The sequence below is a fragment of the Aestuariivirga sp. genome (genome assembly GCF_046294715.1).
Classification (GTDB): Bacteria; Pseudomonadota; Alphaproteobacteria; order Rhizobiales; family Aestuariivirgaceae; genus Aestuariivirga.
The window spans coordinates 22,224-48,329 of the sequence record NZ_JBKBKI010000005.1; the positions used below are offsets into that span (position 1 = coordinate 22,224).

Below are 26,106 nucleotides of genomic sequence, written 5' to 3' on the forward strand. Positions count from 1 at the left end.
TCGCCTCACACCAGTTGCCGCACGAGGCTGAGACCTGCGAAGAGTCCGCCGACTGCGAGCATGAAAGACGCCAGAACATAGACGAGTGCGCCAAGAACCTGGCCGCGTTCCCAGAGCAGGGCAACATCAAGAGAGAAAGTGGAGAAGGTCGTAAAGCCCCCCAGTATCCCGGTCGTCAAGAAGAGCCTCCAGTGGTGGGAGGCATCACCTTTGAAGGCAAAATATCCGGCCAGCAACCCCATGACGAGGGAGCCCAGCACATTGACCGTGAGCGTTGCCAGCGGAAAGCCTGGAAGCAGCAGGCGCGCCAATGTCACATTGACACCGTGGCGCAGCGCGCCGCCGAATCCTGCTCCGAAAAACACAAGAAGATAAGCCATCACTTCTACTGTTCCCTTCGATAAGCATCAGCCTGCTGGACAGGCAGATGCGAGCTGAGCTGGGAACATTGCATGGGGGCATACTATAGATCCCACCGGCGCAATGCACCCGGTAGGAGCCATCAGCCTCGCGGCGGTTATCGGGGGACCCCATCCCCATCACACAGACCTGACACTAGCTCAGTGTGGTCGAGCCGTCAAAGGCTGGCAGAGCACTCAATAAATCCCAATAAGCTTGAATCCGGCAACAATGAGTACCAGTCCCAGAGCCTTCAGAACGCTCTGTTGAGCAAGCTTGCTGATGCCGAGGGTTGTTCCGATGGCGGCGCCGAGCAGCACGGCCACTGCGAAGAGCGGCAAGTCGGGAGGCAGCGCCTTTACGGAGGCGAGGTTACCGAGAAGTCCCGCCACCGAATTGCAGAGGATGAACACCGCGGCAACGCCCGAAGCAGTGCGTGTCTCCGACCACGCAAGGAACAGCAGGAGCGGCGACAGGAAGATGCCGCCACCTGTGCCCGTAAGTCCGGAAAGCAGACCAATGACCGCGCCAGCCAGAACCGCAAGCCACAGCGGTGGGTCAGACCACTCACGGTTACTCCGTAATTCCGCCGGCCACAGCAGCCTTACGGCAGCTATCAGGAGCACGACGCCAACAAGGGGTCGGTAGTACTGGCCAGGCAGTTGGATATATCCACCGAGACAGGCCATCGGCAGCGCACCCACGAGAAAGGGCCAAAGGGTACGGAAGCGGAAGAGGCCGGCCCTGATGAACAGAAACGAGGTGAAACTCGCGACAAGGATGTTCAGGACAAGGGCCGTGGGCCTCATGACCGCTGCGGGAACGCTGAACAGCGCCATCAAGGCAATATAGGCCGATGCCCCGGCATGGCCGACCGAGGTATAAAGCACCGCGCCCAGAAACATGCAGAGAGCGAGCAGGAGTTCAGCGTTCAAAGAAAGCAGCATGAGTGCAGTGTTATAAACGCTTCGTTATAGCGGAACATATACAACGCTACTATGCCCGAACATACTTCGGATAAGCCTGCTGTCAATCAGGCTCTTCTGGTGTTAGGGGACTTTCAGATTCTGCATGTCACGATTATACTTTTTTGATCTCGATTCGGTGCTGCTCCCGCCATCCGGACGAATTTTGCCAGAGAATCCGCGACGATGTATGCCTTCCTGATTTTCTCCGCGGCCGCGATTACCGAGATTGCCGGGTGCTTCGCCTTCTGGGCCTGGATGAACCACGGAAAATCGCCACTGTGGCTGTTGCCCGGGGTCGCCTTGCTGATTGCGTTTGCCTGGTTGCTGACGCTCGCCCCGACAGAGAATGCCGGTCGCGCCTATGCAATTTATGGCGGCATCTACATCGCGGCCAGCATCGGCTGGCTGTGGGCTGTTGATGGCGTGAGGCCCGACCGGTGGGACCTCATCGGGTCGTTGGTCTGCATCACAGGTGCTGGGATCATTCTCTGGGGACCTCGCACGGCTTGAAATCCAGGTGCGCGAAGGGCAGGCGGCCCCTTTTCAGAAGTCCGCGTCCGGCGGAGCAAGCGGGCATCGCATCGCTCTCGGTTTTTCTGGGTAACACGCATATTGAGTTCTGAGCCCGTGTTTGTATTCAGCGGCATGGCATTCCGGTCCAGAGACCTCACAACGTCTTCCGCTCGGCAAATGTGTTTGCGCCCGAAGGACAAAAGCCGGGGAAGGGGGCCCAAGGAGGGAGAATCACCAAGGTTCACTCGACGGCGAGACAGCGCAGCACAAAATGGTGTATGACCGGGTAGGGAGAAACGCCTATGAAATTTGGCATTTCTACAGCCGTACTGGTTGGCGCTGCTATGTTTCTGCCAATCCTCCAGCCGGCAATCGCCGGAAATGGCAAGGCTGCCCCGTCCTGTATCGATGTGGCGCTGGTGCTTGCGGTCGATTCATCGGCAAGCGTATCCCGCCAGGAATTCGACCTTCAGCAGAGCGGTATCGCAGCGGCATTCCGCGACCCAGCGGGGCTCGATGCAATCGCGTCGGCGGGACGTGTGGTGGTGTCGGTCGTGTTCTGGGGCGCGGAGGGCTTGCCGAAACCGCAGTCGAATTGGGTGTTCTTGGAGGGCAAGGAAGGTGCGGAAGTCTTTGCCCGCACTGTGGAATCCATGCCGCGCCAGGTCACCGGGGATACGGGGCTTGGGGCAGGCCTCATGACCGCGCTCGACATGCTGAACTCGCTCGATTCTTGCACCCTTAGGAAGATCGTCAACGTTTCGGGAGATGGCGAGGAGACCCGCGTCCACCGGCGCCCGAGACGTTCACCCGCACCGCCCCAGGTGAGGGACCTCGCGGATACCCAGAACGTCGAGATCAATGCGCTGGCGATTGTCAGTGATGAGGCAGAACTCGCGTCGTACTATGCGGAGAATGTCATCACGGGGCCAGATGCCTTTGTCATGGAAGTACTAAGCTACGACGCGTTTGCCGAGGCACTCCGCCGCAAGTTGATCCGGGAAATCGGCCCGCGGGTCATCTCTGATCTTCCGCCAAAGAACAGCAAGCCTGATGTCCTGACTGATCTCCCGTCGCCTCCATAGTGTTGGGTGGAATTCGGGGGGCGCAAGGCGGAATGCTTCCGGTCGACTGCTGGGACCTTCCAAGATGATTGCCGGGCCAAGTCAGAAGCGAAAGCGTCCTGTTTGATTCAACCGCAGGACGGCAATCCGGCCATGCCGGGCGCCATCGTCTGGCTTGCTGGTTCGTTCTGGTTTGCCTGATTCCTGATGGAGATCCCTTCACCGCATCAGAACGATCGGCACCTTGCACGACCGCATCATTTCCGTCGTGGTCGAGCCTATGATGAGGCTGCGGATTCGCGAGTGTCCGTAGGCACCCATCACCAACAGGTCGAACTGCGCCTCATCCACCAGCTTGCCGAGGGCGGTCTCGGGCTGGCCGGCCAGGATTGAGGTTTTGGCTTCGATCCCAGCGGCCTTGAGAAGTGCCTTGGCGTCCTCGAGGCCCTTCTGCGCCTCTGGCGTGGAGGAACCCACCGTGACGAGGTGGATATCCAGTCCCTGAAACACCGGGCTGCGGGCGATATGATCGACCGCCTTCATGGCCGAACTGCCCCCGTCATAGGCGACGAGCACCTTTGAAATCGGCTTGAAGGCGCGGGAGGCGACGAACACCGGCTTGTGGCTGGCGCGGACAATGCGCTCCAGGTTCGACCCCAGATGCCCCTTCGCGAAATCCGCCGCCTCGCCGCGCTTTCCGATCACGATCACGCGGGCTTCGCCCTCGATCTCGGCCACCGCCTCGACGATGTCGCCGTGGCGCAGGCGGGTGGTGATGCCGGTCACGCCGGCCTTCTCGAGGATGGCGCGGGCATCTTCCAGGATTGCACGCCCCCGGTGGCTGATGAGTTTCGCGCGCTGCGCATCGAGTTCGGCCAGTTCTTCCAGCAGCGCGGTGCGTGCGCCCAGCGCAATTGCTCCCGAATGGTCATGCCTATCGGATGCCTCGCGGCGGCCGAGGACGTGGATCAATTCGACCGGCGCTCCCGCCCGCTGGGAAATCCACGCGGCATGGTCGCAGACGCTGGCCGAATAGGTGGAGCCATCGACGAGGGCGATGATCTTCTGCATGGTCTGGGTCATCTTGTCATTTCCCACTTCAATGCGCTGTCAACTTGTCCATCGCGCCGGGCTTGTCGTGGATCGCGAGCCTGTCGACGATGGTTTCCGTTGCGGCGTTCATGCCGACGATCTCGACCTCGGCCCCGTCGCGGCGGAACTTGAGGACCGCCATGTCCAGCGCCTGAACGCTGGAGATATCCCAGATGTGGGCCGCAGACACGTCGATGACCACCTTGTCCAGGGCCTCCTTGAAGTCGAAGGCATTCATGAAATCCTCGACCGAGCCATAGAAAAGCTGGCCTTCGATGAAGTAGGTTCGCTCGCGTCCGTCGCTCGAGGTCGTGGAAGTAACCTTGAACAACTGTGCGATCTTTCCGGCAAAGAAGATGCCCGAGAGGAGCACGCCCACCAGCACCCCGATCGCAAGGTTGTGGGTGTAGACCACGGTCACCACGGTGGCGATCATCACGATCGAGGATGAGCGGGGGTGCACCCGCAGCGCCTTTATCGACGACCAGGAGAAGGTGCCGATCGACACCATGATCATGATCGCCACCAGCGCCGGCATCGGGATGAGTGCCACCCAGTCCCCGAGAAACACCACGAGGATCAGCAGGACGAAGCCTGCGGTGAAGGCGGACAGCCGCCCCCGTCCGCCGGACTTCACATTGATGATCGACTGGCCGATCATCGCGCAGCCCGCCATCCCGCCGATGAAGCCGGTCGCTGTGTTGGCGATCCCCTGGCCGATACACTCCTGGTTGCGGCTGGACTTCGTGTCCGTCAGGTCGTCCACGATGTTTTGCGTCATCAGGCTTTCCAGCAAGCCCACGACCGCCACGGCGATGGAATAGGGTAGGATGATCAGCAGCGTTTCCACCGTCAGCGGAATCTGCGGGAGCGCGAAGATCGGCAGCGTATCGGGCAAGGCACCCATGTCACCCACGGTGCGGACGTCCCATCCGAAGGTCATGGCTAGCCCCGTCAGGACGATGATCGTCACCAGGGGCGATGGGATGGCCTTGGTCAACAGCGGGAACAGGTAGATGATCGCCAGGCCGGCGGCGACCAGCACATAGGTCAGCCACGACACCTTGCCCGGGTCCAACTCCGGCAATTGCGCCATGAAAATCAGGATGGCCAGTGCATTCACGAAGCCGGTCATCACCGATTTCGAGACGTAGCGCATGACGAAGCCCAGCTTGAGGAGACCGGCGGCGATCTGGATCAATCCCGCCAGAACCGTCGCGGCCAGCAGGTATTCGAGCCCGTGATCCCTGACCAGCGTGACCATCAGTACGGCCGTTGCCGCTGTCGCGGCCGAGATCATGCCCGGACGGCCGCCGACAAAGGCGATCAGCACGGCAATCGAGAAGCTGGCGTAAAGTCCGACCTTGGGGTCCACTCCTGCGATGATGGAGAAGGCAATGGCCTCGGGGATGAGGGCCAGTGCCACCACCAGGCCTGCCAGCAGGTCGGCGCGGATGTTCCCGAACCATTGGTCGCGGTAAGCGTCGAGAGAAATCATGTAAAATCGTTCCTGATCGACGCGGGCCGGAGGCTGCGCGTCGATGTGAAAGGTGCATTGGATGGGGTTATCCGGCGGGTCGGCGGCCGGAAGAGCCACCCGGGGATCGCACCCGGGTCCATTTTGATGTCGAGCCTTCTAGGGAATATCCTGAGTCAGCGCAAGGACGTGAAGTCGCCACAGGGCTGTCTGACACCAGCCAGCAGGGCAGCGGTAAGAAAAAGCATACAAACGGGGCAGGCAGACGTCCGGGGCCGGGTGGCTCGAACCTCGTGCTGAGACACTCGCGGAGCCTGGCATCATTGGACTGTCGGGACAGATGTAAAGCTACGTGACCTGCAATCCGCAATTCGCGTCGTCAAACTTTCAGCGAACGGAGCTCGATGGGTCTGCCGTTCACGGAAAAGACATAAACACCACTCATAAGCGTAGTTATCGGGTGCGACGTTTCTGCTTTGCCACGGATGTACTGGTAGCGATTTGGCGCTAACGATCTGGCCCGCCGGGAGAAATCCTTGGCGGGTTTTCATTTGTCGACCGCAGATAGCGGTTGTGGCACTCACGCACGGCGCAGCCCGCCCGGCAGCATGTTAGCCATTTTGCCGTTACGCGCTCCTTTGAGGAGAGTGGTTGGTGAACATGGCCAGGAGCCCCGCGGACAGGCACCAGAGACCGCAGGCCAGGGCGACCTGCTCAAGTGGGATCCCCCGATCGATCAGAAGTCCGAAGAGAGCGGGCGACAGTCCGCTTGCGAGCACCATCACGGATTGCACAAAGGCCTTGATTGCACCGAGGTGGCGCGTTCCATAGAGCTCAGGCCAGATCGCGGTCGAAGCAATCCCATATAGTCCGGTGGAAATCCCGAACAGGATCATGAATAGCGGAGCTATCCAGCTTGCGTTGAATGCCCATAGCACCATGCAACCGGCCATCATCGGAAGCAGTATCCAGGGCCAGACCTTGCGCGCTGAACATCGGTCCACGAGAGGCCCGCTCAACAGCCCCGTCACAATGGATGACACTGCGTAGCCGGTGAACGAACCAGCGATCAGGGGCAGCGGCCAGCCCTTTTCTCCCGCCAGATGGACCTGATGGAAGAAAAATCCGGTGAGAATGAAGGCCGGAGAGATCAAGGTTGGCATGCGGAACCAAAAGCCGCGCTCGGTCAATGCTTCACCCAACCGCCAGTGTTCACGAGGCGCAGTTGCCTGTGTGGAGAAGCCCTCCGTCTCAGTTGGGGGCTTTCCCCCAAGCAGATAAAGGGCAACCGGAAGCGAAGCCAGCACGACGGCGGAAATGCCAAGCCAAATTGACTGCCATGAAAGATACCCAAGGAGTACGATGACCGCGCTTGGGAGGATGGCCTCGCCAGCCGAGTAGCCGAGTGCTGCAAGCGAGATGGCGCGTCCTCGTGTTGCCGTAAAATAGCGGCCCATCGCCGTCATACCGGTGTGAGAGGTGAGCCCCTGGCCGAACAGTCGCAAGACAAAGAAAGCGACGGGAAGTACCATGGCGCTCCATAGTAGACCCATGCCGAGGGCCGCTGCGGCAAGTCCTCCCAGCACGAACGTGACCACCAGGGAAAGCCGCACACGATCGACCAGCCGCCCGGCAACCATCAGTGTGGCAGCACTTGCAATTGTACCGGCCGCATACATTGTGCCGATGTCGCCATGAGTGAGCGAGAACATGCGGCGGATTTCGCCGTTGAACAGGGAGATGAAAAAAGTCTGCCCAACGCTTGAACAGAGGCACATAAAGAATCCGAAGGCGACGAGGCGACCGTTTTCGCGCAGAGCGTTGAGAGGATTCATGTCGAGTTGGGCAATTTCTTGAAATGAAAGAAGCCCCATTAACATGGTGGCTCCGTATCAGGCATGTCTTCTGTGAATGGCAGGGTCTGGACATGAACCGAGAACCTGGGGGAGGCTATCCCGATTGCGCAAAAAAGCGAGTTGATGCATGGACATGACGGTCTTTCGCTCCCGGCTTCTGGCTCTCCAGACCGAAATCGAGTCTTTGATCAAGGGTTCTGAGGAAAGCCGGAAGCCAGTGGAACTGGACCAGGCCAGCGTCGGGCGTCTCTCCCGCATGGATGCCATGCAACACCAGGCCATGGCGATGGCGACGCAGCGCCAAAGGCAGAACGATCTTCTTCGCATCCGGGCTGCACTTCGACGCATCGAGGAAGGAGAATACGGCTATTGCAGCGTGTGCGGCGGTGAAATCGCAGCAGCGCGGCTGGAGCTTGATCCAGCGACGCCAACCTGCATACACTGCGCGGTAAACCGCAAATAGGCTCTCGTCTAAGGGCGCGGGATTTTCCCTAGCGATCCAGGATCGATCCTGATGCCTGTGAGGTCAGAAAGAATGGGCCCCGGGCCCGTGGCATCCCCACTGTCAGGGGACTTGCGGAATATTCGAGACTAATGGAACTTGAAGCATCATCGCGAGTGTGTCCGCCCCCTGAGGGGCTGTTGCCGAGAGCGATGATAAAAGAGGAAGCTCGATCGGTCTGCCGTGTCCAATGGGAAACCCGGCTGCTCCGGGAGGTTGTTTTCGGAAGGGTGCATATTGGCAAATTTCTCAGGTCACATGGACTTTTTAAACTTCAGATCCGAAATTTCACATCACAGGCGCTATCTGCGCTCCGCCACAGGAGAAAAGTTTCTGCGAGCCGTTGCCGACTCTTGCAAGGGGCGCCTTTGGTGCTTCCCGAAGGGCAGTGAATTCTGGCGAGCACAAATAGGGCATGATTGGACAATGGACGCCGACGGCCGGCGCATCAGCGGTCCTCTTTCAGAGAGCCGTATGCGTCCCCTCCAGGATCGGGCTTACGAAGGCCGCGTCAACCCGAAGGGAATTCCATGCCTTTACCTCGCGACGGCCAGGGACGTAGCGATGTCGGAAGTGCGTCCGTGGATTGGTTCGATTTTGTCCGTCGCTCGCTTCAGCCTCAACCGCCAAGTGACCGTCGTCGACTGTTCAAAATACCATGGGATTGATGCTCCTTCTGCCGAAAACGCCGGTACAGAGCCTGTGAGCGAGAGCGTATGGGCGCATATCGACCACGCGTTTTCACGTCCTGTCACACGCAGCGACAACACGGCTGAATATGCCGCCACTCAGGTTATCGCAGAAGTGTTTCGATCCGAGGGCTATGATGGGGTGATCTATAAGAGTGCCCTTGCACCTGACGGCTACAATATCGCTCTCTTCGAATTGGGCGTTGCGCTTCAAACAGAGTCGTATTTGTTCCAGGTCAAGAAGGCGACCTTCGAATTTCGAGCGTTGAGCCTCGAGTGAGTTCCTGGGAGGTTTTCATTCATCCTGGTGGCTGTCTGTGGTCCGCCTTTCACCACAGCAGATTTGCCGGAACGGAACAGGGAGCGCCCGGTGAATGGCGCCCCCTTCCAGCCCGATAGGCCGACCCTCAGAGAGCGAGTGCCTTGGACAAGTTGTTCATTCTCTGGATGATTCCCCAAGGCGGGTGATGTAATGGGTGGCTTATGAGCGCACTCTTCGAGGAACTCGATTATCAGCCCACACCCATTGGTGCTCTGTCACTCCGGCGGCGGAGGGAGCTACGACTTGGTGTGGACGTCATCGAGATCAAGCTGGGAGAGCACTTCCTCATGTCGAGCTTGTTCACCGAGTCTGAGGTGGAATTGGCACGGCGGAGCCTGTCATTGCTGGATGCAACGGCCATTGACGTCATGGTTGGTGGTCTGGGGCTTGGCTATACGGCAGCAGCGGTTCTTGAAGATCCTCGTGTGGCGTCCCTGACTGTATGCGAAATGCTCGAACCGGTCATTGAGTGGCATCGGAGCGGCCTTCTGCCATTGGGGCCAGTATTGACGGGCGACAAGCGCTGCCGTTTCGTGCATGGGGATTTCTTTGCCATGAGTGCATCGGACACCGGCTTCGATCCTCGACAGTCCAGGCGGAGATTCGACGCGATTCTCGTCGATATCGATCATTCACCCGATGAGCTGCTCGATCAGCGCAGCGCCTCTTTCTATCAGACGGAGGGGCTGAGTCGGCTTGCCTCCCACCTGCAGCCCGGCGGCGTATTCGGATTGTGGTCAAATGCACCCCCCGAAGCGTCATTCACACGTCGGCTGGCGGAAGTGTTCGCTGATGCCAGGGCCATTCCAGTGACTTTTCGCAATCCGCTGCAAGACAATCTGTCTACCCAGACGGTGTACGTCGGTCGACTGCCCAGCGCAGTCTAGAAGGGAGGCGCACAGTTGGCGGATCCAACTCCTGATAACTGCCCGGTATGTCGCATACCGGCCCCCAGGTTCTTCGCTGTTGTGGAAACCAAACAGTACTGGCGTTGTGAGGGATGCGAAGCAACGTTTCTTGATCCTCATCTCTTGCCATCCGAGGAGGAGGAGTTCTCTCACTATCTCCAGCATGAGAACGATGCCGGCGACAGCCATTATCGAGCGTTTCTCTCCCGGGTATCGGTTCCGCTACTCATGAGACTGAAGCCCGCTTCAAGGGGGTTGGATTTTGGCTGCGGACCCGGTCCTGCGCTCGCAGCAATGCTGGAGGAAGCGGGTCACAGAGTGGCATTGTATGATCCATTCTTTTACCCTGATCGAGCTGGTTTACAGCCAGGATTTGATTTCATTGCCTGCACCGAAACCGCAGAGCATTTTCACAGGCCCGCTGAAGAATTCGACCTTCTTGATGGTCTGCTTCAACCTGGTGGCTGGCTTGCTCTGATGACGTGCATTCAGACCGAGGATGCGCGCTTCGCATCATGGCACTACCGCAGCGACCCGACGCACGTAGTGTTCTATCGCGAAAACACTCTGGCTGTTATCAGCGCTCAGCGGGGATGGGACATTGAACGAGTATCAAAAGATGTGTTTATGATGCGCAAGAAAGGGAAACATCCAAGGTGACGTCGCGGTTACACGTGCAGCGTATTGATGCTGTGGTTCATTGTGTCATGTCTCTGAATGCGAGGACTGTTCTTGATCTTGGCTGCGGCGAGGGCGCCGCCTTGCTGAAGCTGGTATGCAAGGATCAGATCAGTCGCATACTCGGGATTGATAAAATAGATGAACCTCTGGACCGGATCCGGCGTCAGCTGGACCGTGAGACTGATGAGATTGGCCGGAAAGCCGAACTCCGGCGCGCGTCATTTCTTGATCTGGATGAGACTTTTGCAGGATTTGATGTCGCTATTCTCATCGAGACAATCGAGCATATCGATCCGGCACGACTTTCTCTGCTGGAACAGTCTGTATTCGGCAACGCCGCTCCCGAGGCCGTGATTATCACGACACCTGACCGTGACCAAAATGCCCGTCTTGGCGTGCCGCCGCACCGCTTTCGTCACCCGGATCACCGTTTTGAATGGGGCCGCCGCAAACTGGAAAAGTGGGCTGCTGGCGTAGCGCGGCGATGGCAATACAATTTCCACGTTGAAGGATTGAGCACCTCTCATTCCTTGGATGCGGGCGCAACGCAAATGGTGGTCTTTAGAAAAGCCTGAAACGCTGTGTTACAGCTGGTCTGATTTGACTTGACTGGCATCGACCATTATGCCCACAAGAAACTTATTATCAGAGTGGCCATGCGGCATTTAACATGATGGTCTGTAACCGTATATCATACCGACCGGAGAGCTTTATCGTCGTCACCGTTCTTTTTAAGATTGCACAATTTAGTCCTGTTCAAGTTCCGGTTTTCTGCATGCTTGGTAGATTAGTTATCGCGCACAAAGGAGAGTGTGCGCCGCCCTGATTATTGTTTCATCGAGATCCACCGGTAACACCTTTTGTCAGCCTTGGCGTCGATTAAGACGCCGCAGAGCTGAACTTGGTCAAATTCGCTATTTTTACTTGCGCAGACACAAGATCCGAACTCATTGCGGAACGTGGTGTCTACGGCCACAATTATAAAAAGCAGATCTTCCGGTACGTATTCAGCCGCTGAAATTGCTTTAACGCCAGTATTTTATCGATGGAGGATTCATGAACCAGCAAAGGTATTTCAGAGAACGACTTGAGCATGAGGAGAAAGTTCTATCACACATTTTAGGTCAGTCAGCTCAATCGCTTCAGTTAACAGCAGCGGACATGAGCGAAGACTATTTTCAGAGTGCTCAGAGGCAGGCGGAACATCGCCGCGCGCAACTGAGACTTTCACGAATCCGTAATGCGCTGAGTCGGCTGGATCAGGGTGAGTTCGGGTATTGCTGTGAATGCGGAGAAGAGATCAGCCACCATCGGCTTGAGAGTGAACCCACGGAAGTATTCTGCCACCAATGCCGAAAGAAGGCAGCATGAATGCCCGGAACCGGGTTTTGCCAGCGTTCCGACTGTTCTTCCACGAAGTGGATCGCAAGGGATTGGAGAACGCAACCCGCGAAATCGAAGCGCTGATGAAGCGCCGTGTTCGACTCTATTCCCTTGGCTCCGGCGCGGCAGTCGAACTCAACGATGAGTTGGAGCTTGACGCACTTCGCAAGCATTTCGGCGAGAGAGCTAATATCCGGCAAGACTTAAGGTAATGGAAATCCGACGATGGTTGAAGGGAAAGAATTGGATCGGCTTATCGCGAGGTTCCTGCTGGCTTCCCCAAATGCTGATTTGGCAAAAGTCAGGATGGCGTTACCTTCTACACGCGAATATCCCGGATCACGCACTACAGCAGAAAATTCAGTACCTCCGCAAACATGCAAAGAACAAGGCAGGTTTGAAGGAATAGGGTCAGACCTGACAACTCACATCTATTCTATGTATCGCACCGACTCTGGCAGCCGGCTCGTTGCTTTTGACAGAGCTGATCGCGCCAGTCAGGCCCGCCGCGGGGTTGTCTATGAGGTACGACGAAAGTGACTTTCCTTGGGAATAGCAGCCTCGGCAGAAGGCATGCGAACGTTACATGCGCGGTCACATGGATCTCAACATTCTCGAGGAAACTAAGCGGTTTCCCCGAGGAGAGTGATTTCCATCCAGGCTACTGACTGACGCGTCGGTCATACTCCAGGACGGCGTTGAGCAGCACCTGCGCTGCAGCACCACATTCTTGTGGCTCAACTGACTCACCTTCGTTGTGTGACAAGCCCCCGAGACAAGGGGAAAACAGCATTGTTGTTGGTGCCACGCGAGCGATATAGGCGGCATCGTGACCTGCTCCGGATGTCATGATCCGGTAGCTGCAACCTGCTGCCTCTGCGCCATGCCTGACACATTCAATGAGCTGAGGCGCGAATTTCACTGCGGGAGAGTTCCAGATACGCTTTTCTTCGATGTCGATGTCGAGTTCTTTCGCTATTTGAGGCAGAGCCGCCCTGCAGTCGGCTTCCATCTGATCGAGTACGGCATCGTCCGGATGACGAAGATCGATCGTGAGGAAAACCTCGCCAGGTACGACATTGCGACTGTTGGGTTTATTCTCAATCAGCCCTACGGTCGCGACGCCGGGCAGATGAGACATCCCGACCTGGTGGATCGCTTCTATCGTCCTGGCGGCGCCGAGCAGCGCGTTTTTGCGTAACCCCATGGGCGTTGCGCCTGTGTGACTCTCTTGACCACGTACGGTGACCTCATACCAGCGCATTCCTTGCACGCCTGTCACAACGCCGATCATCTTCTTCTCGGCCTCCAAAATGGGGCCTTGCTCGATGTGCAGTTCGAACATGGCTTGGAACTTTTGCACTCCAATGGGTTCGGTCCCCTTGTATCCGATCCTCTCAAGTTCAGCAGCGAAGGTGACGCCGTTCCGATCAGTGCGGGAGTGGGCAAATTCCTCAGTAAGAGCACCTGCGTAGACACCAGAAGCAAGCATGGCGGGGGCGAAGCGCGATCCTTCTTCATTGGTCCAATTTACCACCATGATAGGCGCATTGCTTTCATATCCGGTTTCGTGCAGCGTTCGAAGTACTTCAAGCCCACTGAGAACACCAAGTACGCCGTCGAATTTGCCGCCTGTCGGCTGGGTATCCAGGTGCGAACCTATGGCGACGGGCAGCAGGTCGGCGCGCTTGCCCGGGCGAACTGCAAACATATTCCCGCACGAGTCCACTGTGACCGCGCATCCCAACTTTTCGCAGGCCCCGCGGAACCAATCCCGTACGCGCTTGTCTTCATCGCTGAGCGTGAGACGGTTGATACCGCCTTTTGCAGTCCTTCCGAATTCTGCGGTTTCCATAAGGGAATCCCAGAGCCGCTCAGGGTTGATGGTAAGGTTCGGCTGAAGTGTTGGCACTCTTATAAACTCCATCACTGTTGAAATTATCGAGTTGGTGTCGCCACGTCTGATCTGTAGTCGTAAAAGCCACGCTTGGTTTTTCTGCCCAGCCAGCCGGCTTCGACATATTTCACAAGCAGGGGACACGGCCGATACTTGGTATCGGAAAGCCCTTCATGAAGCGACTGCATAAGGGAAAGGCAGGTATCCAGTCCGATAAAGTCAGCGAGTTTAAGAGGTCCCATTGAGTGGCGAGCACCTGACTCCAGCGCTGTGTCAATATCCGAAACGGAGGCAACCCCTTCGTAGAGGACATATACCGCCTCATTAATGAGAGGTAACATGATCCTATTGATAATGAAGCCAGGGAAGTCAGCCGCCTCGATGACGGTCTTGCCAAGTTGGACTGCGAACAAATTGGCCAGTTCAAATGTGCGATCCTCTGTTGCGATACCCCGCACCAGTTCAACAACCTGAGTTTCCGTCACTGGATGTATGAAGTGTAATCCGATGAAGCGTTCCGGCAACGAGGTCTTCGCCGCGAGATGGGTTATAGCTATTGATGAAGTTGTCGACGCGATAACGACACCCGCAGGAAGTACCGATCCAAGGCCTAAAAAAATCTCGTATTTTACCGCCTTATCCTCGACTGCTGCTTCCACGACGATATCGCAATCTGAAAAGTCTTCATAGCATGTGGCTGGTCTGAGGTGGTCAACTGCAGAATGGTAACCGTTGGCTGCGGGTGAGTCGTCTGAGAAATTCTGTTCTAACTCAAGCCTCAGGGTTTCAAGTGCGATAATCGTTTGATCATCTGACACACCCTTCAGGTGGACCTGGAAACCTGCAAGACAACACGCTCGGGCCAGAGCAGTGCCCATGGTGCCGGTACCGATGATTCCCACACTCTTGATTGTAGGTCGTTCTAGGCTTGAGCAGGTCAATTGAATTCACTCCGGTGCACGAACGGCTGGCGAGCCGTGCAGTTATTGCTCTTGGCGTGAGAGAGGATCGCGGTGAGCGACTGCAGACGTGTGTACAGATCCTTTCCGACCTGCTTGCAATTGTCGCGTTTATCCACAGCCGAGGTGCTATGCCGAGGTTGTCCGACGGATTGGCGGTCGGAAGAGCCACCCGGGAATTGCACCCAGGACCTTCGCAATGCGAGAATAATAGAAAGAATTGCAAGCCGATGCAAGACCGGGAACTTATCATACGCTGTGTCGCAGGGTCCCATCGACGCGACATGGTTGACGCCCGGAAATTCCCCGCCGGATCTGAGAATACGCCAAGTGCGCGTTCCTTGTGTCAGGATCATAGAATCGATTTTCAGCACGCTCCTGCGAAGAGGGCGGTTGGTGGACCGTGCCAGAAGTCCCATAGACGGGCACGGGAGACTGCAGGGTAGGACAACCTGCTCAAGGGGTAATCCGGTAGATCAGATGCCGGAGATGAGCAGGTGACAGACCGCTCGGGAGTGCCGAGATGCCGGGTGCCATAAAGTTCAGGCAAGATAGCGGTCGAGGCGATCCCATACAGTCTGCTGGTGATACCGAAAAATCAGAAACAGTGAGCAATCGAGCTTGGGACGAGGTCACAGCACCATGCAACTCAATCGTCATCGGAAGTAGTATTTGGGGCTAGGCTAGGCGTGCCGAAAACCGCTCCACGAGACGACCAGCCAGCTGGCTCGTCACGGTCGCCGTTCGACTGCCATCAGTATGCGGTGTTGCTGGGCTAAGCAGGAAATAGTCTTCCAAAGATCAAGCATGACATTCAAGCAGGAGTTCGACTTTCAGCCCTGCTCGTCTGGCATTCCGATAGAAAGGCTTTGGCAGTCCATGCCTTGCGGTAGGTTTAAGCCCAGCCATCTCTATCCCTCCGCGGGATGCACTTTGCCGGCAAGGGCCTGCCGCAGGCCATGCACCTGGTCGAGGAGGCTTAGGATAATGCCGATGCCTTCGCGGTTGACTCCAAGATCATGCTGCAGGTCGTGGATGAGTTGCGCGCGTGCAAGGTCGGCCTCGGTGAACAACACATCGTCCTCGACGCGTCGGGGCAGGAGCCACTCCTCCACCATCCACAGGTCGAGCGTGATGTCGTCGAGCTTCATCCGCACCAGGAATTCAGAACGGCTGATCATCATGACAGCATCTCCCGGCGGAGGTCATCGTTTGTGCTTGGAGACCAGTTCGACACAAGCTCCTCGAGGCCATGATCGGGCGAAGCAGGCAGTATGACCTTCAGGACGACCAGTTCGTCTCCGTGACCGCCGGATTTGCGCGGTGCCCCCTTGCGCCTCAACCTCAGAACCGTGCCGGTGTTGGAGCCCCTTGGTACATTCATCATGACAGCACCGGCCGGCGTTGGTACCTTTATCCGTCCGCCGAGCACGGCTTCTTTCAAGGTAACGGGCAATTCGAGACGGATGTCGTCCCCCTCGAGGACAAAAAATCGGTGCAGCCGGATGTTGAGTTCGATAAGTGCATCACCGGCGGGCCCCTCGCCGCGGGATGGAGCGCCCTTGCCGCGCAGGCGGATAACCTGCCCCTCCCGCACGCCGGCCGGGATTGCGACATCGATTGAGCCACCGGATGGCAGTGTCAACCTCCGGGTGGCGCCGTTCATTGCGTCGAGGAAATCAATCACAAGCGTATAGTGGAGGTCGGCCCAGGCGACGATCCGACCTTCCCGAAAGACGTTGAGCTCGCCTTCGGTCATCGCCTGCCAAGGCTCTGTGGTCTGCGCGCCAAGCCAATCAGTATCGCTACCTATGGCAGAACGCCCGAATATCGCTATCTTCACCCTGACCTACCGCTACTGATGAAAATTGGCATGTTCAGATCCACACGAAAGGTCAGTCTAGTTGCGAGAGTATCAGTCGTCGTCTGGCCTCACTGCGGCTTCCGGCGGGCGTGGAATTGTCAATTGTTACGCCTGTCTCGCCTCAAGACATCCCCGCATAAGATATCCATTGGCTTCGCTGCGGGCGCGTTTGCCTCGTTCCTGCCTCTGATCGGTCTGCATTTTATCCTTGCCGCAGCCTTGGCCTTCGCGGTCAGGGGCAACATCATCGCATCGGCCGTGGGCACGGTCGTCGGCAATCCGATTACCTTTCCGATGATCTGGTTCGCCACCTACAAGGTTGGGGTCGCATTCACCGGCCAAAATCGACATCCCAATACCGAAGGTAGCCCCAATCCGGCAGAATTTCAGATTGGATTCAGTACCGATTCCATTCCTCGACTTTGGGAGGCACTTGGTGAGACATTTTGGCCAATGCTCATCGGTGCTTTACCGCTGGGGCTCATCTGTGCGTCCGGCTGCTACCTGCTCGTCTACTCCTCTCTTAGTGGGGTTCGCAGGCGCGCAGCTTCATTCTCCCGCCCCTCAGCTCTTGCTCGCCGTAGTTGGACCTGATTTAAATGAATCCGGACTTGAACAGAGCCTCAGGGAGCCCCTTCAGTCTAGGCTGTTGCATGACAGAGGTTCATCCTCGACGTTCACGAAGACGAAAAGAAATATCCTGTCTTCCCCTGAGCCACTAAATGCGCAGAGCCCCTGAACGTTATCGCATAGTGATGAGCCTTGCTCATTCCAGGTGAGATTTCCCGACACATCAGAGGCAAGTGGCAGTCTATGGGTTTTACCGGATTCAAGCCGAATGAGGATCGCGCGACCAGCCTCAGCGACTTGTACCGTAAGGCCATCATCACAGATCCATCGCCGCGGTATATCCGAGGCCTGAACCAACTGAGACCAAGCAATGAACGGCAGGATAGCTGCAGAATCAAAAAACTTCATAACTCTCCCTATAGGACGCATTGCTGACGCTCGTTCCTTTTCGCGCCCCTTGCAGACACGGATATGCAGGAATGCGGTATGCCTCACAAGCTGCCAATCGGTAGCGCTACCTATGAGGGTCTGCGCCTGAGAATTACAAATGCGTAAACATTGATTTGGGTAATCACTTGGAAACCGGGTCGAACCTAGAGTGAGCCATGCAAGTGATCTTACGGGCAGTAGAACGTGGGGCCAAAGGGTAGTTCGGATTCCTCAGCTCCCGCGGCAGATCTAATGCCCGTCTGCAACGTCAAATCAACAGATAATTGAAATAAGAGATCAGTAATGGTGTGTTCCAGTCGCAGCATTGGCGTTGCCCTTTTCGTACTCCCAGTGCTAGCCGCTCTGTTGGTTCCAACTGTCTCGGTGACTTACAGTCCAACCTTCGCCGCGCCTAAGGCAGCAAGCCTCGCAGTTGACGCTGTGGGCCTGGCGTTCAAAGGTAATTTCACCCAGGCAGAAGAATTAGCCAGACGCTCGGGTGATCCCGCAACAATCAAGCTCGTTGAGCTGATCTATCTTCGTGACAGACCCAATGAGGCTGGCTACCAGCGCATCATGTCTTTCCTCGATGTAGCGCCGAACTGGCCCCTAACGGACGCGTTGCTAAGGCGCGCCGAGCGCTCGCTCCATGTCAACAACGAACCAACGGAATTGGTCCTTGGGCACTTCAAGAGGCGCCCGCCAACTACCGCGCAAGGTGCACTTGCCTACGCACGTGCGTTCAACGCAATGGGCGACCGCAATTCCGCTCAGCGATACGTCAGAAGCGCCTACTACAATTCCGATATTCCGTCGGAGCTCGAGAAGCAAATTGTCGCTGAATTCGGCACTATGCTCAATGCCAACGATGACAAGCATCGGATGTGGCGACTGGTTTACGCCCGAGACAGCAATGCAGCGGTCCGCGCAGCAAGGCGTCTGCCGGTCGAATATCAGAAGGCGGCCGCAGTTGCGCAGGAGCTCCTCCACCTCAAGCCGGGAGCTGACAAGCAGTATGCAAAGCTTCCCGCGGCCTTGCGCGAACAGCCAGCCATGAAATACGCACTTGTGCTCTTCTACCGGAGCAACAAGGACTATGCGAAGGCCCGCGCGATTCTCGCCGCTATACCGGGTGACGCCAGTGTCATGGGTAATCCCGAAGCGTGGTGGGTGGAGCGGCGCATTGTGGCGCGCCATTTGCTCGGAAAAGACCATCGAGATGCGGTACGGATTGGGTATCAGATTGCGAAGTCGCACGGGCTTACCAGGGGTGAGAAGGCCCTGGAGGGTGAGTTTCTGGCGGGTTGGATCGCCTTACGCTACCTGAGGGACCCAGAAACGGGCCTGAAGCATTTTCAGCGCCTTGGTGAAGTCGCCGAGTCGCGGAGCGAAAAGGCCCGCGCGGGGTACTGGTCAGGGCGGGCCCTGGAGGCGATGGGGCAGAAGGCGAAGGCCAAGACCCACTATCGTGCTGCCTCGCAGTACACGACAGTTTACTACGGACAACTGGCCCGTGAGAGAATCGGGCTTGGCATGTCGCCGGAGGCAATACCGGCAGGTGAGGCCTCGGAATCCGCCCGGGCAGCCGTCGAGAAGGACGAGGTAGTCCGGGCATTTCGCTTGCTGGCCGAGGCCGGGCGCAAGGACGACCTGCAGATGTTCCTCGGTTCCTTCGCCAGCCGGTTCACGTCAGTGGATCAGATGAACGCTGCGGCCAGCGTCGTATGGTCTGTAGGGGGCACTCAAATGGCTGTGCGTCTGGCCAAGGCCGCCGCTGCCAGGAATATCGACATCGACGCATGGAGCTATCCTGTGCGTGCGCTGCCTGAGTGGAGGAAGATCGGCAAGCCGGTTGAAGCACCACTGGTTTACGCGCTGGCCCGCCAGGAGAGCGAGTTCAATCCTAAAGCCGGCAGCAAGGTTGGCGCGCAGGGCCTCATGCAGATCATGCCCGGCACGGCCAAGATGATTACCAGGCAGTACAAGCTCGACTACCAGGATGGTATCCTTACACGAGATCCCGCGTTCAACGTCATGCTGGGCGCAGCCCATCTGGGCGACCTGATCGGCAATCACGGCGGTTCATATGTCCTTGCCCTCGTATCCTATAATGCTGGACCACGCCGCTCGCGCGAATGGATCGCCGAATACGGTGACTTCCGCACTGGCGAGATCGATCCGGTGGACTGGGTGGAGTCGATTCCGTTTCAGGAAACGCGTCAGTATGTGCAGAAAGTCATGCAGAATTTGCACATCTATCGCTCGCGTCTGGCCCCCAAAACGGTCCAGCCGATGACAGTCGACCTGGCACGGGGATCGACCGTCGACACCATGGTGGTATCCACAATTGACCCGGCACAAGATGGTGGGACTGCGTGTGATGGGAGTTCCATTACCGATCTTTTGTCCTGCGACTGACATGTGCGGCTTCCGAGATTGGCCCATGCACGGGGCTGACTTCAGCCGCCGCAGGAGGCGGTCGAGATCAGTGCGGAACCCGGACTGCCGGGAAGCACGCTGTCTATCTTGAGGGAGGGCGAGTACTCGGTTTGAGCCTTGGTTTCGGCGGCGGATCTGGGGTCAGAGCGGAAATTCTTGCGAAGTCCTCTGGTGCGAAGATGGCGCAAGGTGCCGCGTCCTGTTGATAGCCGGAGCAGGCTGACTGGCTCTGTTCCCGTGTAAGCCGCCATACAACCGCGGCAAAGCCGGCATTGTTGGGCATCCGGATAACTCCGGTGGGTCCGGGAAGCTCCCTGCCAGGGGCACCAAGTATCCGGCCGCGAAGCGCCATGTCTGCCTTGTTCGCAGAGGTGTAGGTGCCAAATGTAATCCCCCAACCATCCAGTTCCCGCGCGCTGACAATTCTGACGGGTGTCTTCTGCGGGCAGACGCTTGCCGTGAGGTCGTTCGGCACGACCGTACCCAGTGACATGTTCTTGATCTGCTTGACATGCGGCCCTGTCTTCGACCCTTTGGTCGTGAATGCATCGACGAGCAATGCCTGGGCCCTGTCGGCCCGCTGCTTCCCGTTTCGCGCACCAAACACGACGGCGCCCAGTTTGCGGCCGGCAATCGTTGCTGTGGCGATCAGATTGAAACCCGAATTGCAGACGTATCCGGTCTTCATGCCATCCGCGCCGTCCATTTGCCGCAAGAAAAGATTTCGGCTCACAAGTTTGCGCTTTCCGATGGTCACCTCCGCCTGGGCGAAATAGTGCGCGCGGTCCGGAAACTCTCTCAGGATCGCTGCCGCAAGAATCGCCATATCGCGGGCCGTCGTGATCTGCCGCGGATCGAAGAATCCATTGGGATTGACAAAGTGGGTCCCGGTCATGCCCAGTATGCGAGCTTCGGCGTTCATCTCCGCCACAAAGGCCTCGATCGAGTCACTGGCATTTTCCGCCAAGGCATAGGCCATGTCATTGGCCGAGTAGACAAGCATCGACTGAAGGGCAAGATCCAGGCTGATGGTTGTGCCAGGTTCAAGATCAATCCTGCTTGGCGGCTGCAATCGCGCTACTCTGGAAACGACAAGTGGCTGATCGAGTGAAAGCTTTCCGGCCTTCAGTTTCCGGAACACAAGGTAAGCCGTCATCAGCTTCGTGAGCGATGCCGGGTACCACAGTTCCCCGGCACGGTCCTCCAAGAGGACGTCGCCGGTTATGGGATCAAAGACGAGCGTAGGGCCAGCTGCCCGACTATTGGTCGTTGCAACGCCGAAAGTGACAATCAGCACCGTGGCCAGCAAACGAAGTGCCTTCACTCCAAGTCTCCTGCACATAGCTTGGAGCGATTAAAGCTCCGGTTCGGGTAGAACTCAATGACTGGTGCGCAGTGCGCACTGAGCTCCAGAGTGTCGTCATCGCCGGTGTTCTGGCAGTTAGGTGCGCCATCTTTTCGGTGAGTGGCCTGGGACCTGACTTGAACCAGAGATAACTCCACATTACATTGTTTTTTGCCAACCGTGGCCGGACGAGAATAGGTGGCAGTGAGGACGATCATGAGGAAATCACTGTTGGGACTTGATGGGTTCCTGGCCATAGCTGTGTTTCTGCTGTTCGTCGATGGCAGGGCAGATGCAGGCACATTGAAAGCCTACACATTCGATGATGTGGTTGTCATCTGGAAGTCGCAGGAGGACCTTGAAAGGGCGGCCGACCTCATGGCGAATGAGAGAGTGAACGAAGGCGATCTGGATTCTCTCATCGCGTGCTGGGCGAACTCGGGTCAAGAAGCGGAGGTGCTCTCAACTTTGTCAGATGGCCTGCTTCTGAAAGTTCGCTTGGGGAACGAAGATTGCGAAGGAATTGTCTTTGCTGAAGAGTACGAGGACTGACGAGTGGCGCAGTTGCTGCTCGCGACTGTCTGCCGAGTCTGCCGTTTCTGCCGAACTCAAATTACGGTAGAAACATATAGTCGGTTAGTATGGCAAAAAAAGTGACAATCGGCAGAACGATGAGCAATAGCTGCAGCGGTGAAATGTCGATGTCCGTCTGAATCGAATTCATTGCGATCCCTCAGCGAACACCGCGGGGCGGCGATGTGTGAGTGTTCCTGCCCGATTGCGCGGTGCATTGTGTGTACGGTCCAGCAAAAAAAGTCTCGTGCGGCAGGTCGTTGCGGATCATCACTGGCTTGCCCAGATGATTCTTCCCATGAACTCCACGTGGTCCGGATCGACCAGCACATCGCGGCGCGACTTGCCGCCCAGCGTCACGGCGATACATTTTTTGTTCCGATGCAGAAGGGTCCCGCCCAGCGTGCCGTGAATGCTGGATTTGACGACGATCCGGTCTCCTATGGTGATTGGCACCTGATCGGAAACGATGAGCCTGTCGCCATGACGGTAAAGCGGCATCATGGAATTGCCCAGAACCGTGACCATCCTTTTCCCAGACACCTGCAACTGTTCGACACTCATGTCTTTCCTTGGGATATCTGTAGCTGGATCAAACATGTCGTTCCCCTGTCGGAACCACCATAGGCAACGTTACCTACGGCCGAAGCCGACCTCCGGGCAGCGTTCTCGTGAGACAAGGAGAAGGAATCTCAAGAAAGGGTCGCCGAAATGCTGAGGAAGACAGGTCAGTTGCTATGTGCCCGGCGATCCTCAGCACGGTCATGCGGTAGACAAGTTCTCGTAGTCTGTTCAGATCGGATAGCGCAGGATCGCCGAGAGCGCCTCACCGGCGGGGAGATCTGACTTGCGTACGGCCATGACCTTGGCGCCAGTGGCCAAGGCGCGGCCGGCGATCTCGTCGACAATACCATAGGTTCCCGGTCCCGGTTTTCCGAAGCTGACGCGGCCATCCTCCTCGCTGATGGTACCGGCCTCGCTGGCATCCATGTCGAAGAGCAACGTGTCGATGGCACCGAAGGTGGCGGCTCGTGCAGCCTGGGCGACATCGGCCGTGGCGCGTCCCTCGGCCTCGCGCTTGGCATAGAGCGCCTTCATCTCAGCCATCTGCGCGGCATAGAGATCATCGAGCACCTGTCGGGCGCCGGCGGCGAGTTCGCTCATGGTCATGCGTTCGGCGTTACCCTTGATCTCGCCCGGCGCCAGATGCGGATAGGTGTTGGCCTGGCGGAACATGGAAGCCAGCGGATCGGTGGCGGCGATGATCAGCGGCCGGTCGCGGCCCGTCAGGACATGACGTAGCGCCTGATCAACGATGCGGGCATATTGCCGGAGCCGGAAGTTCTGGCCTTCCGAGCCATGAATGCGACCTGAGGGCGAACGGTCGTTCAGCGTGGTCTTGCCCAACGCGTCGCCGGCATCCTTGGGCAGATCCGGCACGCGCAGCTGTACAGGTTCACTGTCCGCATCAAGTTGGCAGAGCTTCACGCCATTTTCGCCAAGAACGAGAATGAAGGCACTGTGCGGGAATGTGACCGCGCGCAGCAGTGGCTGGATATGGAACCGGTCCGACACATGCACCTGATCGGGAATATGATTGGCGAGCCTGTAAGTACGGACACCATCTGGTGTGGCGAAGAGTGCCAGGCTGTTGGCTTGTGAAGCCCAGAAGGCATCGTCGTCGACCACATGGTTGATCGCTTCCTCAATGGGCCAGAGCCGGCGCTTGTCGATGCCAGCGGCTTTGAGCTGCTCCAGCGCCTGATGCCCGTGGTTCTTGAGCGCGATGCGGCTGGCGCCGATCTCCTGCGTCAGCGGCGTGGTCTTGATATAGATTGCGACGGAAGGCTCAGCCCGCGACGTCGCCAGCTTCTCGATTTCGGGGCGCGACGGGATATCGACGTAAAGCATAGTAATTCTCCAGACTCTTGAATGACGATCTGCACGCTATCAGAAAACCGATGAACAGCACCGAATTTTACATCACATTCTGCTCTCGTGCTGCAACCTGGAGAATCATGTGTACCAAGGCCCGTAGGCGAGAATGTACCAAAATAAGTCCTTGGACATATCGAACCATGGCGATGCCGTTCTTGATGGGGCGATGACGGGCACGACGTTCAATATTGCCATGTCGCTCACTCGTTTCTGCAGCTTGGACATCTTCCAATGTACATCCATTGCCGATCTGGCATCATGCTGCCCCGTCAACAGCGACGGACGAGGACACCCGGACGGTTCATAATCAGTTCTTAACCCATTAGGCTGTTGCACTTCAAAGATTCTCAACGCTGGCTGAACAAGTCTTTATCTTTCGCAAGAAAGAAAACAGGTAACCCCTCTATTTTGGGGCCACCAGCACGGCTCCGATCACGATGGCCACGACTCCGACCCAGTTGGTGCCCGAGAGTCTTTCTCCAAGGAAGATCGCCACCAGAACGACACTCAGCTTGTCGATGGGTGCCACCCGTGCCGCGTCGCCGACTTTCAGGGCGCGGAGGTAGCAGAGCCACGAGGCTCCCGTGGCGCAACTCGACAGCACCAGGAACAGATAGGTCCGGCTGGATACGGTCGATGACGATTGCCACTGCCCTGTGACTGCCAGGAGCGCAGCCAGCACGAACAGAATGACAATCGTTCGAACGAACGTCGCAAAGTCCGAGTTGATGTTCTCAATTCCGATCTTGGCGAATATCGCCGTCAGAGTAGCAAAGAACGCAGAGAGGAAAGCCCAGAGTTGCCAGGATTGAAAAAGTGTTTTCATCATCGCCTCGCACCAGTTGCCGGACGAGATTGAGACCTGCGAAGAGGCCGCCGACTGCGAGCACGAAAGACGCCAGCACATAGACAAACGCACTAAACGCCTGACCGCAACACCGCGCTGGTTCATGAGGCGGGGCTTGTCCTCGTGTCGGCCAAGCCAATGACCCGAGGGCCGCCGCACGAGATCGTTTTCGCGCTGATCCCGCGGTTCATTCTTGTTGCCGCGTTGCGCAACCGGGTATCGGCATAGCAAGCCGTGTTGACTGATGGAAAGTGACATCAACCGGGAATCATGCATTCCGGGCGTCACGTTGGGCGACTATGCGACCGGCTCGAAAGACGTTGAGCTCGCCTTCGGTCATCGCCTTCCAAGGCTCTGCGGTCAAAGGGACGCTGGCAACAAGGGCTATGGTCTGATCGGCGGCAGTGACCGACAGGCCATTAGCGGTGATAGTCGCACCGGTCGACGCACATTGATGCTGCAAATAAACCAAACCGGGTGCCGCGACCTTGAGCGTCACTGATGACTTGCGCCGATGTCCATGGGCGAACAAGGCGTCGCCGTCCGAGTAAAGGAAATTCGCCGGGCCTAGACGGCACAGTTCTGCCGCGAAGACAGTGACGATATTCAGGCGATCCTCCAGTGGCGGAACTTCGCCAGCTTTGGTCCAGATAGTGCTCAACCGCTCGAGAAGAGCACAGAATGCCTGTTCCGAATCCGTCTCGCCAACGGGAGAAAAACGGAATGATCGGAAAGCGGGGGTTTCAGAAATTCCTGGCAGCCAGCCGTTATGGGCGAAGCAGTGCATCCGGCCCGCCATCTCGCGTACAAAAGGCTGCGCGTTGCGAAATGAGGGCGCACCCATCGTGGCTTTGCGAATATGCGCCACCACGATGTTGCTGCGCAGATCGTGCTGGCCGACAAACCGCAGCCAATCGCTTTCATCTGCAGGCCCCGCATCCTTGATCAGCCGAACATCAGCGCCTTCATAGTATGCGATCCCCCAACCATCTCGGATCGATGTCGGAGGTGCGCCATGTTCAGCCAATCGCTCAAGCGAAAGGCTCAGCGTGGCAGGCAGGTTGCTGCATAGCCCGAGAAGCTCACACATGGCGCGGTTCCTCGCTGGTAGACCGACAGGCAAAGACGAGTTTATCCATTCGTTGACAGAAACACACCACCGGGGTCAGAAGCTGATGACCTTCGGGCCGTCGGTCGCAGACCGCGGAAAGGACCCCGCTTCCGAATCCAGCGCTGGAGTGCAGGCGCGGAACGCTGTCTCGGCGCCGATTTGCTGCGCAATGCCGGAGGAGACCCTCACCTGTACGCCGGCTTTCATCGGGGCATCGATCGTAGTGTTGATCGCAGGCTGATCCGGGTCGGCCTGCTTGTGCTCGACCCGGTTCAAACTT

At 57.5% G+C, this 26,106-nt stretch carries 27 protein-coding genes, 1 pseudogene, 1 riboswitch and 2 other annotated features; of the genes and pseudogenes, 13 read left to right on the forward strand and 15 right to left on the reverse strand.

Annotated features, from left to right (window positions below):
- Positions 1-5 precede the first annotated feature (5 nt).
- The gene (gene crcB, locus ACK4HL_RS05130; RefSeq protein WP_409756971.1) at positions 6-380 is read right to left on the reverse strand and encodes a fluoride efflux transporter CrcB; all 375 of its coding nucleotides are present in this window, start codon (positions 378-380) and stop codon (positions 6-8) included.
- A gap of 106 nt (positions 381-486) precedes the next feature.
- Positions 487-547: riboswitch (Fluoride riboswitch) on the reverse strand.
- Between the two features lie 49 nt (positions 548-596).
- On the reverse strand, positions 597-1,346 hold the full coding sequence (locus ACK4HL_RS05135) for a sulfite exporter TauE/SafE family protein (protein ID WP_409756972.1): 750 nt from the start codon (positions 1,344-1,346) through the stop codon (positions 597-599).
- 204 nt (positions 1,347-1,550) lie between these two features.
- On the opposite strand from ACK4HL_RS05135, the gene ACK4HL_RS05140 reads away from it, so the two are divergent.
- Positions 1,551-1,877 (forward strand): YnfA family protein, encoded by a 327-nt coding sequence (locus ACK4HL_RS05140; RefSeq protein WP_409756973.1) that lies wholly within the window; start codon positions 1,551-1,553, stop codon positions 1,875-1,877.
- A 305-nt stretch (positions 1,878-2,182) separates the two neighbouring features.
- On the forward strand, positions 2,183-2,965 hold the full coding sequence (locus ACK4HL_RS05145; protein ID WP_409756974.1) for a DUF1194 domain-containing protein: 783 nt from the start codon (positions 2,183-2,185) through the stop codon (positions 2,963-2,965).
- Between the two features lie 198 nt (positions 2,966-3,163).
- Here the strand turns inward: ACK4HL_RS05145 and ACK4HL_RS05150 are convergent, their stop codons facing one another.
- From ACK4HL_RS05150 to ACK4HL_RS05160, 3 genes are all read right to left on the reverse strand, one after another.
- Complete coding sequence (locus ACK4HL_RS05150) at positions 3,164-4,015, reverse strand: universal stress protein (protein ID WP_409757166.1); 852 nt, start codon at positions 4,013-4,015, stop codon at positions 3,164-3,166.
- A gap of 28 nt (positions 4,016-4,043) precedes the next feature.
- Complete coding sequence (locus tag ACK4HL_RS05155) at positions 4,044-5,534, reverse strand: SulP family inorganic anion transporter (RefSeq protein WP_409756975.1); 1,491 nt, start codon at positions 5,532-5,534, stop codon at positions 4,044-4,046.
- A gap of 65 nt (positions 5,535-5,599) precedes the next feature.
- Positions 5,600-5,657 (reverse strand) — a sequence feature (sul1 is cis-regulatory element that is thought to sense ions involved in sulfur or methionine metabolism; They are found in Alphaproteobacteria).
- Between the two features lie 482 nt (positions 5,658-6,139).
- Entirely contained in the window at positions 6,140-7,393 is a 1,254-nt protein-coding gene (locus tag ACK4HL_RS05160) for an MFS transporter (protein WP_409756976.1), read from the reverse strand.
- A 103-nt stretch (positions 7,394-7,496) separates the two neighbouring features.
- On the opposite strand from ACK4HL_RS05160, the gene ACK4HL_RS05165 reads away from it, so the two are divergent.
- The 8 genes and pseudogenes from ACK4HL_RS05165 to ACK4HL_RS05200 form a co-directional block, all read left to right on the forward strand.
- On the forward strand, positions 7,497-7,832 hold the full coding sequence (locus ACK4HL_RS05165; RefSeq protein WP_409756977.1) for a TraR/DksA family transcriptional regulator: 336 nt from the start codon (positions 7,497-7,499) through the stop codon (positions 7,830-7,832).
- A gap of 465 nt (positions 7,833-8,297) precedes the next feature.
- The gene (locus tag ACK4HL_RS05170; protein ID WP_409756978.1) at positions 8,298-8,840 is read left to right on the forward strand and encodes an RES family NAD+ phosphorylase; all 543 of its coding nucleotides are present in this window, start codon (positions 8,298-8,300) and stop codon (positions 8,838-8,840) included.
- A gap of 203 nt (positions 8,841-9,043) precedes the next feature.
- Positions 9,044-9,769, forward strand: a complete 726-nt coding sequence (locus ACK4HL_RS05175; protein WP_409756979.1) for a spermidine synthase — start codon at positions 9,044-9,046, stop codon at positions 9,767-9,769.
- Between the two features lie 81 nt (positions 9,770-9,850).
- The gene (locus ACK4HL_RS05180; protein ID WP_409757168.1) at positions 9,851-10,450 is read left to right on the forward strand and encodes a class I SAM-dependent methyltransferase; all 600 of its coding nucleotides are present in this window, start codon (positions 9,851-9,853) and stop codon (positions 10,448-10,450) included.
- A gap of 14 nt (positions 10,451-10,464) precedes the next feature.
- Positions 10,465-11,046 carry a methyltransferase domain-containing protein gene (locus ACK4HL_RS05185; protein WP_409756980.1) on the forward strand — a complete coding sequence of 194 codons (582 nt, stop codon included), beginning with the start codon at positions 10,465-10,467 and terminating at the stop codon, positions 11,044-11,046.
- A 586-nt stretch (positions 11,047-11,632) separates the two neighbouring features.
- Positions 11,633-11,842 (forward strand): TraR/DksA family transcriptional regulator, encoded by a 210-nt coding sequence (locus ACK4HL_RS05190; protein ID WP_409757170.1) that lies wholly within the window; start codon positions 11,633-11,635, stop codon positions 11,840-11,842.
- Complete coding sequence (locus tag ACK4HL_RS05195) at positions 11,839-12,066, forward strand: hypothetical protein (protein ID WP_409756981.1); 228 nt, start codon at positions 11,839-11,841, stop codon at positions 12,064-12,066. Before ACK4HL_RS05190 ends, ACK4HL_RS05195 begins: the two co-directional genes overlap by 4 nt.
- Positions 12,067-12,319: 253 nt before the next feature.
- Positions 12,320-12,503, forward strand: a pseudogene (locus ACK4HL_RS05200) (choline-sulfatase); the annotation flags it as partial.
- A gap of 12 nt (positions 12,504-12,515) precedes the next feature.
- Here the strand turns inward: ACK4HL_RS05200 and ACK4HL_RS05205 are convergent.
- The 4 genes from ACK4HL_RS05205 to ACK4HL_RS05220 all read right to left on the reverse strand — a co-directional run bounded on the left by ACK4HL_RS05205 (position 12,516) and on the right by ACK4HL_RS05220 (position 16,469).
- Positions 12,516-13,781 (reverse strand): M20 family metallo-hydrolase, encoded by a 1,266-nt coding sequence (locus tag ACK4HL_RS05205; RefSeq protein WP_409756982.1) that lies wholly within the window; start codon positions 13,779-13,781, stop codon positions 12,516-12,518.
- An 11-nt stretch (positions 13,782-13,792) separates the two neighbouring features.
- Positions 13,793-14,692, reverse strand: a complete 900-nt coding sequence (locus ACK4HL_RS05210; RefSeq protein ID WP_409756983.1) for a 3-hydroxyacyl-CoA dehydrogenase NAD-binding domain-containing protein — start codon at positions 14,690-14,692, stop codon at positions 13,793-13,795.
- 156 nt (positions 14,693-14,848) lie between these two features.
- Positions 14,849-14,906: a sequence feature (sul1 is cis-regulatory element that is thought to sense ions involved in sulfur or methionine metabolism; They are found in Alphaproteobacteria), on the reverse strand.
- A gap of 715 nt (positions 14,907-15,621) precedes the next feature.
- Entirely contained in the window at positions 15,622-15,894 is a 273-nt protein-coding gene (locus ACK4HL_RS05215; RefSeq protein WP_409756984.1) for a chaperone modulator CbpM, read from the reverse strand.
- Positions 15,891-16,469, reverse strand: a complete 579-nt coding sequence (locus tag ACK4HL_RS05220; RefSeq protein WP_409756985.1) for a J domain-containing protein — start codon at positions 16,467-16,469, stop codon at positions 15,891-15,893. The genes ACK4HL_RS05215 and ACK4HL_RS05220 overlap by 4 nt, the downstream gene beginning before the upstream one ends.
- A gap of 114 nt (positions 16,470-16,583) precedes the next feature.
- Between ACK4HL_RS05220 and ACK4HL_RS05225 the strand changes: the two genes are divergently transcribed.
- Entirely contained in the window at positions 16,584-17,168 is a 585-nt protein-coding gene (locus ACK4HL_RS05225; protein ID WP_409757172.1) for a DUF2062 domain-containing protein, read from the forward strand.
- A gap of 771 nt (positions 17,169-17,939) precedes the next feature.
- On the forward strand, positions 17,940-19,991 hold the full coding sequence (locus ACK4HL_RS05230) for a transglycosylase SLT domain-containing protein (RefSeq protein WP_409756986.1): 2,052 nt from the start codon (positions 17,940-17,942) through the stop codon (positions 19,989-19,991).
- A gap of 103 nt (positions 19,992-20,094) precedes the next feature.
- Here the strand turns inward: ACK4HL_RS05230 and ACK4HL_RS05235 are convergent, their stop codons facing one another.
- Positions 20,095-21,336 carry a D-alanyl-D-alanine carboxypeptidase family protein gene (locus tag ACK4HL_RS05235; protein WP_409756987.1) on the reverse strand — a complete coding sequence of 414 codons (1,242 nt, stop codon included), beginning with the start codon at positions 21,334-21,336 and terminating at the stop codon, positions 20,095-20,097.
- 237 nt (positions 21,337-21,573) lie between these two features.
- Here ACK4HL_RS05235 and ACK4HL_RS05240 point away from each other — a divergent pair, with 237 nt between their 5' ends.
- Positions 21,574-21,909 carry a hypothetical protein gene (locus ACK4HL_RS05240; protein WP_409756988.1) on the forward strand — a complete coding sequence of 112 codons (336 nt, stop codon included), beginning with the start codon at positions 21,574-21,576 and terminating at the stop codon, positions 21,907-21,909.
- Positions 21,910-22,200: 291 nt separating this feature from the next.
- Here the strand turns inward: ACK4HL_RS05240 and ACK4HL_RS05245 are convergent, their stop codons facing one another.
- The 5 genes from ACK4HL_RS05245 to ACK4HL_RS05265 form a co-directional block, all read right to left on the reverse strand.
- On the reverse strand, positions 22,201-22,530 hold the full coding sequence (locus tag ACK4HL_RS05245) for a S24 family peptidase (protein WP_409756989.1): 330 nt from the start codon (positions 22,528-22,530) through the stop codon (positions 22,201-22,203).
- A 192-nt stretch (positions 22,531-22,722) separates the two neighbouring features.
- Complete coding sequence (locus ACK4HL_RS05250) at positions 22,723-23,841, reverse strand: hypothetical protein (RefSeq protein WP_409756990.1); 1,119 nt, start codon at positions 23,839-23,841, stop codon at positions 22,723-22,725.
- Positions 23,842-24,271: 430 nt separating this feature from the next.
- A complete protein-coding gene (locus tag ACK4HL_RS05255) occupies positions 24,272-24,694 on the reverse strand; it encodes an EamA family transporter (RefSeq protein ID WP_409757174.1) in 423 nt (140 codons plus the stop codon).
- A 289-nt stretch (positions 24,695-24,983) separates the two neighbouring features.
- Complete coding sequence (locus ACK4HL_RS05260; RefSeq protein WP_409756991.1) at positions 24,984-25,805, reverse strand: class II glutamine amidotransferase; 822 nt, start codon at positions 25,803-25,805, stop codon at positions 24,984-24,986.
- A 75-nt stretch (positions 25,806-25,880) separates the two neighbouring features.
- Positions 25,881-26,102: a hypothetical protein gene (locus tag ACK4HL_RS05265; protein WP_409756992.1), complete on the reverse strand. Its 222-nt coding sequence runs from the start codon at positions 26,100-26,102 to the stop codon at positions 25,881-25,883.
- Positions 26,103-26,106 lie beyond the last annotated feature (4 nt).